The sequence below is a fragment of the Streptococcus sp. KHUD_018 genome (assembly GCF_054861215.1).
The window spans coordinates 1,623,388-1,635,669 of the sequence record NZ_CM142176.1; the positions used below are offsets into that span (position 1 = coordinate 1,623,388).

The window sequence follows — 12,282 nt, forward strand, 5'->3', positions numbered from 1 at the left end:
ATTATTATATCACAAAAAGGTCAGTCAGAAAAATGCTACCTCTTGAGGAGCCTGACTGTTCGGGAAGATAAAGGAGGAAGACTCATGGCTAAAGGATTCGCTAAAGGTCTTGTAACAGGTGTCGCAGGCACTGTCGCTGCCGTTGCAGGTGCAGTATACGCAATTAAAAAGAAAGTGATTGAGCCAGAAGAGCAAAAAGCAGCTTTCATCGAAGAAAACCGCAAAAAAGCAGCTCGCCGCCGCGTATCACATTAAGCAACAAAAGAAGTTGAGATTTCTCAACTTCTTTTTATTTTTTTAAATAGCCAAATCAAACCTCAGTTGCGGCTTGACTGGATCATAGTCGACCAACTCAAAGTCTTCGGCTTTGATATCAAAGAAATTAGTCTTATCTGGCACATTCAAGACCAAACGAGGTTGGCAGTTTGACGGCTCACGGCGGAGCAATTCCTCTGCTTGTTCAAACTGATTATCATAGATATGAAGGTTGTTGATAAAATAGAAAAACTTCCCAACCTTCCAACCGAAATGCTTGGCAATCATCATCTGAAGAGCTACGTACTGCATAGCGTTAATGTGGTGGGCCACCAACATATCATTAGAACGCTGAGTCAAGGTCGCATCTAGATAGATTTCCCCATCAACGCGACGGACATCAAACATGGTCTGAAAGGCGCATGGAAGGAGGCCGTCTGTCTCCTCAAATGCTTGGTAATCCCAGAGTGAGATGATATTGCGACGGTTCCAGGGATTGGCTTCCAACTGCTTGAGAATCTTATTAATGATATCGTGTTTCTTAACGACCGCACCGTAGCGTTCACCAATGGTTCCCGTATCTCCCACTTCCCAGTCATTCCAGTAGTGAACATTGTACTTGCTATTCAGCACTTCTAGGCTATTCGACTGATCCTGGTAAATCCAGAGTACTTCCTTGATGGCAGATTTGATTGCAATGGGACGCAAGGTTGTGATGGGAAATTCCCCTTTGGCCAAATCATACTCCGCAAAGGCACCCGTTACGTACTTAGAATTGGCAACTGTCCCATCCTTATACTTAGGACGTGCCTGCTCAGAAAAGACACCTTCCTTAAGAATTCGTTCTATATTTTCTTTAAAAATCGTATCTGCTTTTGTCATTTACTCTCACCTCATTTATTTCCTAACTAGTATAGCATAAAAAAAGAAAGGAGGAAAATCACTGGCTTTAAAGTAGTATTTTCCCCTTTTTATTATCTTATTGCAATACAAGTGATGCTGCTCCGATAACTCCAGCGTCATTTCCTAGAGTTGCAAGAGCCAATTTTGTGGATGTGCGTACTTGTGGGAAGGTGTTTTCGTCATAAACCTTTTGAACGCCTTGAAGAAGGAATTCTCCCGCAGCTGACACCCCACCACCGATAACGATTGTTGAAGGGTTGAGGATGGAGCCGATATTAGCACAAGCAATTCCCAAGTAACGTGAGAAGTTACGGTAAACGATCAAGGCAAGGTCGTCCCCTTCTTTAGCCAAGTCAAAAACAGTTTTAGCAGTTACTTCTTCACCGTCATCAATCAAGCGTTTCAAGGCAGCATCGCCTTCGTATTCATCTGCATAACGACGAGTCAAGTTGACAATCCCTGTTGCAGAAGCAACTGTCTCAAGACAACCTTTCTTACCGCAAGTACATGCGATTGGTTGGTCAAAGTCAACAGTGATGTGGCCAAGCTCACCTGCTGCACCAGCCACACCGTGAAGCAGTTTCCCTTCTGCAACGATACCGCCACCAACACCGGTACCAAGTGTCATAAAGACAACGTCCGGTTGGTTGTCACCAGCACCCATCCAGCGCTCACCAAGAGCAGCTACGTTGGCATCATTGTCGATGAAGAATGGAATACCCAAGGCTTTTTCAATCTTTTCTTTAATCGGTTGAAGGGTTTTCCAGTTTAGGTTGTAGGCACCGATAACAGTCCCTTTTTCACGGTCAACCACACCAGGTGATCCCATCCCAATGCCTCGGAAGTCTGTAGCTGACAATCCAAGCAAGTCCAAACGATGCTGAATAGACTCAATCATATCATCTACAATATGGCTTCCTTCATCCAAAATATTAGTCTTGATAGACCATTTTTCTTGGATTTCTCCCTCTTGAGTTAAAATTGCAAACTTGATAGATGTTCCACCAAGGTCAATCCCAATAATCTTTTGACTCATCGTCTTCTCCTTTTTAATTGAAAATGCTTACAGATATAGTATAACAAAATCATCTGTTTTGTGCAAAGGTTTGCGTACTACAAAGTCAACATTAAATATTTCAAAATTGTTCACTAATCAAAATGATTAATCATCAAGATGTTGAATGGCATATCTTGCTTCTTCTTCAGTAAATTCACCAGTAAAATATGAGGATGAGAGTAGTCTCTCATGAATTTCTGTTTTTGAGAGGTTAGTATATTTACGATAATCCCTTGCTCTAGCTAAGGCATTTGCCTTATAATCTGCATACAAATGATCGATAGTGTATTGTGCAACATCACTATTAAACCCAAAAAGAATTAATAACTTATAAATTCTTTTTTTTGAATAATGATTCCTATTATAACTTTTTGCTTCATTTAAAGCTGCTGAGTATGGATTCCCATCTGTTGACTTTGGTAGCCATAGACCATTCGGATCAACATAATAACGGCCACCATCTACCCACTGACTTTTAGCCATCCTACCATCTGATTTGAGATAATAATTGCCTTCCCATTTGTTACGAGCATAGCTACCTTCTGCTGTTAGATAATAGTAAGAGAGGGAATTTGTGTCATAAATCCATTCATTCTTAGCCATCTTACCGTTTGATTTTAGATAGTAATTACCTACCCATTTGTTACGTACGTAGCTACCTTCTGCGGTTAGATAATAATAGGATCCATAGTTTTTGTCGTAAATCCACTCTGCTTTAGCCATCTTACCATCTGATTTAAGATAATAATTGCCGACCCATGTGTTTCGAGCGTAGCTACCTTCTGTTGTTAGATAATAATAGGATCCATAGTTTTTATCATAAATCCATTCACTCTTAGCCATTTTACCATCTGATTTAAGATAGTAATTGCCTTCCCAAGTGTTACGAGCAGAACTTCCTTCTGATGTTAGATAAAAATATGAACTCGATTTCGTATCATAAATCCATTCATTTTTAGCTCTCTTCCCGTCTGATTTGAGATAGTAATTACCTACCCATGTATTACGAGCGTAGCTACCTTCTCCTGTTAAATAATAATGTGCAGAGTATTTTTTATCATAAATCCATTCGTTCTTAGCCATTTTACCATCTGATTTAAGATAGTAATTGCCGACCCAGGCATTTTGGACATAATTTCCCGATGCATTTAGATAGAAATAAGAATTAGCTTTTTTATCAAAAATCCACTTATTAGTAACTTTAGTACCATTTTGATAGTATGATGAGCCTACCCAACCAGACTGAGCTGTAGATTTGGACTTATCCTCTTTAGGAGTTATATTTTTTGCCTGCTCAGGAGATTTTTGTGCTGATGTTTTCGGTTTCTCAGCAGGATTTTGTGCTGGTGTTTTCGGTTTCTCAGCGGGTTTCGGCGCTGGTGTTTTTGGTTTCTCAGCAGGGTTTTGCGCTGGTGTTTTTGGTTTCTCAGCAGGCTTTTGCGCTGGTGTTTTCGATTTCTCAGCAGGCTTTTGCGCTGGTGTTTTCGATTTCTCAGCTTGATTTGGCGCCGAAGTTGTATTCTCTTTTACAACCTTACCATTTTTAGATACATCCTTTTCTTGAGCAGAAACATGCTGAGCAGAAAAAGGAAAGGCTCCAGTTGTATCTGTAAGTGAAATGAGTCCCAGTGTTGCAGTTGCTAAGCTGGTTACTAAAATTTTTTTTGATTTTTTCATAAAAATCTCCATTATCTTAATGATTTATACCTATAGTATACCATATACTTTATTTTACTTTCAAATCAAATATTAAATATTCAGAAATAAATCTAAAACTTAATTGAAAAATCCATAGTTATATCACTTCCAACTCATATAAGCCTCTGACCGCATTACAACCATAGATAGTTTCCGCTTGGTTCAAGTCTGCCAAAGTCAAGACTTTTTCCTCTACCTGTCCTGTTTCTAGCAAATGCTGGCGGTAGATTCCTGGCAAAATTCCTAGTCTGATAGGCGGTGTATAGAATTTTCCGGCAATTTTCAGAACCAGATTTCCAATGGAGGTCTCAAGCAGTTCTCCTGACTTATTGTGGTAAATCTTCTCTTGCTCCCCTAGGCTCAAATGCGGTCTATGAGTTGTTTTAAAGTAGGTAAAGGATTGATTCAAATCTGCTTCTTGCAGACAAAGTTTGGCTTTGCAGAAGGTCGGACTAAGGGGGGTTAATACTTGGCGACTGAGTTCCAGCTCTCCAGACTTGTTAAGAGTAATTCGCAAACGATAGTCTTGGTGGGAATCGCAAGCTTGGCACTCTTCCTCTATCCTTTGTCTCAGGTCTTCCGGATCAAAAGGATAGGCAAAATACCTACTCGCCTTTGTCAGTCTTTCCAGATGTTGATCTTCAAACAGCAGTTGTTTTTGGCTGATTTTACCAGTTGAAATCAGTTGGAAACGAGCTTGTTTACGATAGAGTACAGCCGCCTTTTGATGAACCTCTCGGTATTCAGATTCCCAAGTACTATCCCAAGTAATCCCTCCGCCAACTCCATAGATGGCTTTCCCTTGATGCAGTTGGATAGTCCGAATAGCGACATTGAAAATTCGTCGCCCATTTGGAAGCAAGATACCAATCGTTCCGCAGTAAACTCCTCTGGGGTGTGGCTCCAAGTCCTTGATGATTTCCATGGTCGCAATTTTGGGCGCTCCTGTTATGGAACCACAAGGAAAGAGAGAACGAAAAATAGCAACCAAGTCCACATCCTCTCGCAACTGACTCTTGATGGTCGAAGTCATCTGCCAAACGGTTGAATACTGCTCCACTTGACAAAGACGTTCTACACGCTCACTGCCCACTTCAGAAATACGATTCATGTCATTGCGCAAGAGATCCACAATCATCATATTTTCAGAGCAATTTTTAGGATCTTGCTCCAACCAAGCTGCCTCTTTCAAATCTTCATCGTCAGTCACTCCCCGCTGGGTTGTTCCCTTCATCGGGCGAGTCGTTAATTCCCGGTCATTTTGCTCAAAAAAGAGCTCTGGACTCATGGAAATCACTGCCATCTCATCGTGTTCAATATAGGCATTGTAGCCCGCCTCCTGTTCTACCACCATGCGATTGTAAATGTCAAAAGGATTAGCACTTAAGTCTTGCTTGAGTTGGACAGTGTAGTTGACCTGATAGGTGTCACCCTGCCGCAAATGATGGTGAATCAGGGCAATAGCCTTTTCATAGTCCTCTGCTGACGTTACTTCCTGCCAATTTGAAGGCAGATCTACTTCCTCATAAGTCAGAGGAATAGGCGATGTTTCTACCCCATCATGAACGGTAAAGTAAAGCAAGTACTCGCCCAGTAGAGGAGCCTTGTGAACTGCTAATTTCTCCTCAAATGCAGGTGCAGCCTCGTAACTGACATAGCCCACGACATAATAGCCTTGCTCTTGGTAGCGTTCCACTTGTGCCAGCAAGTCCGCCACTTCTGCTAAATCTCTCGTTTTTAACTCTTTGATCGGCTGGGTAAAGGTGTATCTCTCCCCCAAAGCCCTAAAATCAATCACTGTTTTTCTATGCATATCTTAAGTATAGCACAAAAAGGCAGATGCAGCTTAAGCTGATCCACCTTTTTAGTCATTTCGACTTTATAACGATGTTTTGGCGAATAAATCTCCAGAGAATCCATCTGATTTTTGAAGGAGCTGTTTGTAAACCTTCCATTTAAGGTCTTCAGTATTTTTATAATGATTCTTTATATTTGGATTTTCCATGCTATCTAGGTCTTTTTGAACAGCTTCATCAAATAAGGACTTCAACTCAGCATAAGTAGAGATAGATCTGCCATTGATTTCGATTGTAGTGAAGCCGTTTTGAGCTTTGTCATAGACTTCCTTATACCAATGTTTCTTCCATGCTTCAAGAGTATCAAATTGGCCATTAGAGACTTTCTTGATAATGAAGTCATCACCCAACAACCCTTTGTTTTCCTTGCTAGCTTCCGCCTTATATTTGTTTGAAACGTAACCAATAAATCCGTTAAGATAACCATAGTATCCCCACATACGGAAAGCATTATGTTTGAATGAAATCGAACCAACTGTACTCTTGCTAGTATTACCACCAAAGATACCCGACATCATATTTACGGTTTGGTAAGCACTGTCAAAACCTTCCGAACGATAACGTCCATTCCCTGGCATACCATGTTTTGTAACGAAGTTATGATCAACCAATTGATCGATGTTCGTAATCGTCAATTTCTTCTCATTATCCGTTAAATCACGTAACTTATCCCATTGATGTGGCTCGCCTTTCAGATTGTTTCGGTCAGCGTTCGTACGCCATTCTCGGTCCATCTTCTTGAACCACTTACTGTTGTCGTCCAAGTGTTTTCCAATAACTGCATCTGCTTCTAGATGGTCCAGCATCATCAGAGCCTCGTTATAGTTCTTCATATAGTGATCAATTTCTTCACGGTTTTTTAACTTATTTGGATCATAATTGTAGATTTGATTGCCATCATTTTGACGTTCATAAGCCATGTTCAAACCTAAGGCACCGTATTCACCATTTGGATTTGTCAACGATGGTGACTGGAGCATACCTTGCGCAAAGGACTCTAAGTCCGTCCCTTCACGATGATACCAACCGCCATAGTAAGCCATACGATCATTCACATGAGTCGTTTCATGCGTAAAGGCCGATGTACCAAAATCACTTATCAACTCTGTCATAACAAAGTAGACAGCATCTTGCTGATTTGGAGCGGCAAAGATATAAGCGTAAGCACCATATCCATACTGATAGCCATGATATTTATGAATCCGTCCAAAGAACTCTCGAATCGGAGCATAATCTGGTTTCCCATCCTTGTGACCATATCGGTTTGCCCAACCGATGCCCGGCGCATCATGATTGTCCCAAACAGGTGTTGGAACACTATTTTCACTCTTGAGGAGCTTATTACGTACATTATCAGCAGCTAATTTTGACCAAAAGTCTAAGTAGTTCACCTGCTCTTTTGCTCTCTTATTGATCTCACTCTTGAAGGCTTCACGAGCCTCCTCAGTATTTTTACCATATTTTTCAAAAGCACTGAAAGAAATGGTATTATAGGTCGAAATCATGAAGAGATGCGAGTTCTTCAGGTTTAATAAAGGCAGAATCATCCGACCATGCACGCCATTATTAATCCCTTCATATAGACGATACTTCTTATGAGCAAAATCGGGGTTCAATGATGGCTGTTCTACCACATAAGCATTCTTTTCAATTGCCTTTTTAAACCAAACATTCATATCGGTTTCATTTGTAAACAATTTCATGTTATATGTTAGAAACTCATGAAGGCTTCCTTTACCTGTAGCATCTGCAATCACTCGATTATACGCATCTTGGGATTGGTCGCCCTTAAGATTGTTCTCTTTTGAGCCGATGGTGATTAAGCGCTCTAAGACATTCACGTTCTTACCATAGAAATCTGGTTTAAACATCATAATATCTTTGATCGACAATCCATCATATTTAATGCCATAGTATTGGTTCAAATAAGCAAGCCCCATCATAATGTTGGCCTTATTGTCTTCAACTTTCTTAATAAAAGCACGTTGAGCTGCTTCATCATCATTTAGTTGATGATCTTCATTTTCAACAATTTGTTTCACCAAGTTTCCAAGATTTTGTTTTACTTCAGCAAAACTTTCTTCTAAGAACAAATCACGAATGTAGCCATTTTTTCGTTCATCCGTGTTTTCTTGCGGTTTGTTCCGCTTGTCCATAAGAGCGCGCACTTCAGGAGAAATCAATTCTACACTGGATAATATTTCTTTTGCCTTTGCAATCAAACCAGAACGATCTTTCACTAGCATATTTGGCGTATAAACGATATTCTGATTGGTCACTTCGTACTCTTTGACTTGTTTTACATTAGAGTCAGCTTTGGCAGTAACGGCCAATTCTTCTTTGGTCCCATCAGCATAGTGAATCATGATCTGATCAATAGCTGACAAGTCTGTTACAAACTGCCCATTTTTCAAACCAGTAACAGAAAGGACTTCTTTGGTCACCAAGTTTGAGCTAGCATCTAGTTTATTAGCCTGATTGACAATCCACTCCTTATTATAGAATGGTTGTAATTTTTCAATATTGCGATAGGCAAGTTCGCGGTCAGCTCTGTAGTCTTGAATGGCCTTGTACTCGTCTTCACGGTGTGTCAAACGGTTTAATTTATCTACAACAGGATCATTGATTTCATACTCATGCGCTGTGATTCCCAGAGCAGCAATTTTCTTGTCAGCTTCTTCTTGCGAAATAGGCTTAATACGATGCTGTTGTTTAGAATATCTATATGAAGATTTTCCTTCACTCACACCAGTAACAACAAAGTTTCGATTTAAGCGGTCACCTGTCCAATAAGGATCATCATCAATATCAGATGAGCCATAGAAAATCTCACCGTTCTTAACTTTCATCATTGAAACAGTATCTTCAACGGAGCCCAAGGCATTTGTACTCCCTACAACACCACCCGCGCTAATCGGTTCTCTCACATCGATAGTACCTTTGGCTACAGATTTTTTAATGGCTCCGTCCCGATAAACTGCATGGTTGTCCCCACCATTTTGTGACCAATAGGCGATGCCTGCAACTTTCGCTTTATTACCCGTTATTTGTGCATCAACATAGGCCTTCTCAACAGAACCTTTCCAATTTTCTCCAACAATTCCAGCAAGAAAGGCGCCTTGATTCCCACCAGCATGAAGCTTACCAATGAATGCCACATTTGTTAATCTGCCGTTATTATCAATTTTATTGATCAAACCTGATACGTCATTATTTCCAACAACTGTACCCGTTACTTTCACATTATTGATCGTTGTGTTTTTTACAACAGCAGCCAAGGGAGCAACTCTATTTGCCCATGGCATATGAATGTTTACCTTACCAAGGTTAAGGTCATGGATATGGGCGCCTTCAGTATCGCCTAATAGTGGACGTTCCAAGTTATGAATCGTGTATCGTTGACCGTCTACACTTGATAGCTTGCCTCGGAACTTCGTCGTTACATATGATTTACCAGCTGCAGGAACATTGACCGCATTCAAGTCTGCACCAATTTTAAATTCACCAGATGGATTGGCCTGCATAGCTTTTACAAGTTCATTGAAATCGTAGTAGACATTCCCCTCATGAGTTTTCGGTTTGGCAAAGTAATGGATGTACTCTTCACTGAGCTGGTGGTCATCCGTATGCTGAACGAGGTCAGGCGCTTTGGCAGTGACCTTATAAAGCGTTTTCCCATCGACTATCACTTCTTCAATTTTGTCAATCGCAAGACGCGTCATCTTATTATCACGTGTAGCAATCTTTAGATAGTAAGGCCTTACATCACCTGGAACAGAAGTTAAGAAGCTACTATCCGTTTCCACGCCATTGTCGTCAACACTTATGAGGCTTGTTTCTTTTATATTTTTAACTTCGACCTTTTTTAAATCAATTCTCAGTGGTTCTTCTTTGAGAATTGCTTCCTCGTTTCCTTCACCACGATCATAAACCATTTTTGTTTCGAGTTTATAATCCTTGTAATATTGCAAATCTGTTAGAGTTGCAGTCAAGTTATTTGGTGAAACCGTCATGGTTTTGACGACTTCGTCGCCTTTTCTCAGAGTTAAAGTGATCGATTTAATCGCTGCCTTACTTGGATTTTCCAGATTATAGTAAATCTGAGATGAGCGTTTCAAATCCTGAATATCAACCCTTGAAAAAGTCAACACTGGCTTTTCGAAATTTTTGGTACCTAGTTTAACAATACGGTCTTGGGCTAACTCGATGACCTGTTCAAGAATTTCAGGCGCTTCCTGCGTCTTGATTCCTTTGATGGTCTTGTAGGTTCTGATAACCTTTTTCTGACCGTCTTTTCCTTCTTGGACCGTAAATTTATCGCCCTTTTTCAGTTGCGTGTCTTCTTCGACTATCTCCTTAAACGGAATTTTTTCAAGACTTTCTTCTACAAGAGTTCCTTCTATTGGTTTCGTACCACGACTTATTTTTTTAGTGACTGGTTTTTTGATGACAGTGGTTGTTGTATTTAAAACTTGGTCAGTCTCAACACCTTCGACAGTTTTATAAGTCGTTTTGGTAACTTGGATCCCTTTTTCACCGTTTTGAACCACTGTTTCTTCGTCAGTGTATTTTGTAGGATCATCAATGATTTCCGTCTGGTAGTCAATCTCTGCGATTGTGTCTTTAGTAATTATTCCTTCAGTTACTGTATATTCTGGAAGGTCCTCTTGAACAAGGGAGTCACCTTCCTTACCAGTTTCCTGAGTGCCCTTGCTTTCAAGTTTTTCAGTATACGTTGGCAAACTATCTTGAACAAGGGAGTCGCCTTCTTTACCAGACTCTTGAGTGCCCTTGCTCTCAAGCTTTTCAGTATAGGCTGGCAAACTATCTTGAACAAGGGAGTCACCTTCTTGACCAGACTCTTGAGTGCCTTTTACCTCAACCTTTCCAGTATATTCTGCCTGAGGCTCTTGAACCAAGGATTCACCTTCTTTTCCAGCTTCCTGAGTACCTTTGGCTTCTATCTTTCCAGTATATTCTGAATGAGGCTCTTGAACAAGGGACTCGCCTTCCTCGCCGGGTTCTTGTGTACCTTTGCTTTCAAGCTTTTCAGTATAGGCTGGCAAACTATCTTGAACTAAGGATTCACCCTCTTTGCCGGATTCCTGAGTCCCCTTACTTTCAAGCTTTTCAGTATACGCTGGCAAACTATCTTGGACAAGGGACTCGCCTTCCTTGCCGGGTTCTTGGATACCTTTACTTTCAAGCTTTTCAGTATACGCTGGCAAACTATCTTGAACAAGGGACTCGCCTTCTTTACCAGACTCCTGAGTACCCTTGCTTTCAAGCTTGCCAGTATACGCTGGCAAACTATCTTGGATAAGGGAGTCGCCTTCTTTTCTAGATTCCTGAGTACCTTTGCTTTCAAGTTTCTCAGTATAGGCTGGTAAACTATCTTGAACGAGGGATTCGCCTTCCTTACCAGATTCCTGAGTACCCTTGCTCTCAAGTTTCCCAGTATACGTTGGGGAATTGCCTTGAACGAGGGATTCGCCTTCTTTACCTACTTCTTGAGTGCCCTTGCTCTCAAGTTTCTCAGTATACGCTGGCAAACTATCTTGGACAAGGGACTCGCCTTCTTTACCTACTTCTTGAGTACCCTTGCTTTCAAGTTTTTCAGTATAGGCTGGTAAACTATCTTGAACAAGGGACTCGCCTTCTTGACCAGCTTCCTGAGTGCCTTTGCTTGCAAGTTTTCCAGTATACGCTGGGGAATTGTCTTGAACAAGGGAATCACCTTCTTTACCAGACTCTTGAGTGCCTTTGCTTGCAAGTTTTCCAGTATACGCTGGGGAATTGTCTTGAACGAGGGAGTCACCTTCTTTACCAGACTCTTGAGTGCCTTTACTTTCAAGCTTTTCAGTATACGCTGATAAACTATCTTGATCGAGGAGCTTCCCTTTTTTAGAAAAACTAGCTACTTTTATGTCAGTTCCTTTAAAATAACCAATATACTCATATCCTCCAATATCGATCACACCTTTCGTTAGTTCTTCATTTGAGGGGGCCGAGATCGTTTGATTGTAAGAAAGTAATTCTTTATTCTCAAAGGCAAAAGTAGCAAAAGGAATGAAGTTGCTGACACCAAGAGAACCAATCAAAAGAACTCCAAGAACTTTCTGACGCTGTTTTTTAGACACCAAAAAAACAGCAAAAGATGCTGTTGCAAGACCAAGACCTGCTAAAGCAAATTCTTTACTTCCTGTATAGGGAAGTTGTTGACTGTTAGTTGCTTTCTTACGATAAACAACATAAATAATATCTTCATCTTGAAATTCTGTAGGAACTTCATGATGAATCAAAGCTTTTTCAGATTCGGTTAATTCTTGCTCCGCCAAATATCGATAATGGACTGAATTCACTTCAGCTAATTCATTTGCTTGGACTCTACCAGCTGATAACAAACTGGCACCAACAAGAAAGGCCCCGATTGCTACAGGACCAACTCCAACAGTCAATTTACGAATAGAATACTTTAGGTTTTTTTGAAACTGTTCTTTTCTTTTTTTCATT

Annotated in this window: 6 protein-coding genes; 1 reads left to right on the forward strand and 5 read right to left on the reverse strand. The window is 40.6% G+C overall.

Features of this window, described 5'->3' with window-relative positions; genetic code table 11:
- Positions 1-84 precede the first annotated feature (84 nt).
- Positions 85-255, forward strand: a complete 171-nt coding sequence (locus ACVBD2_RS08170; protein ID WP_001051782.1) for a DUF3042 family protein — start codon at positions 85-87, stop codon at positions 253-255.
- 42 nt (positions 256-297) lie between these two features.
- Here ACVBD2_RS08170 and ACVBD2_RS08175 read toward each other — a convergent pair whose 3' ends face one another.
- From ACVBD2_RS08175 to ACVBD2_RS08195, 5 genes are all read right to left on the reverse strand, one after another.
- Entirely contained in the window at positions 298-1,137 is an 840-nt protein-coding gene (locus tag ACVBD2_RS08175; RefSeq protein WP_132972423.1) for a thymidylate synthase, read from the reverse strand.
- A gap of 97 nt (positions 1,138-1,234) precedes the next feature.
- Positions 1,235-2,194, reverse strand: a complete 960-nt coding sequence (locus ACVBD2_RS08180; protein WP_000078548.1) for an ROK family glucokinase — start codon at positions 2,192-2,194, stop codon at positions 1,235-1,237.
- Between the two features lie 126 nt (positions 2,195-2,320).
- Positions 2,321-3,892 carry an Ltp family lipoprotein gene (locus ACVBD2_RS08185; RefSeq protein WP_131200753.1) on the reverse strand — a complete coding sequence of 524 codons (1,572 nt, stop codon included), beginning with the start codon at positions 3,890-3,892 and terminating at the stop codon, positions 2,321-2,323.
- A 118-nt stretch (positions 3,893-4,010) separates the two neighbouring features.
- Positions 4,011-5,726, reverse strand: coding sequence for an aminodeoxychorismate synthase component I (gene pabB, locus ACVBD2_RS08190; RefSeq protein ID WP_461685580.1), 1,716 nt, complete (start codon positions 5,724-5,726; stop codon positions 4,011-4,013).
- Between the two features lie 66 nt (positions 5,727-5,792).
- Positions 5,793-12,281: a ZmpA/ZmpB/ZmpC family metallo-endopeptidase gene (locus ACVBD2_RS08195; RefSeq protein WP_461685581.1), complete on the reverse strand. Its 6,489-nt coding sequence runs from the start codon at positions 12,279-12,281 to the stop codon at positions 5,793-5,795.
- Between the last annotated feature and the right edge of the window lies 1 nt (position 12,282).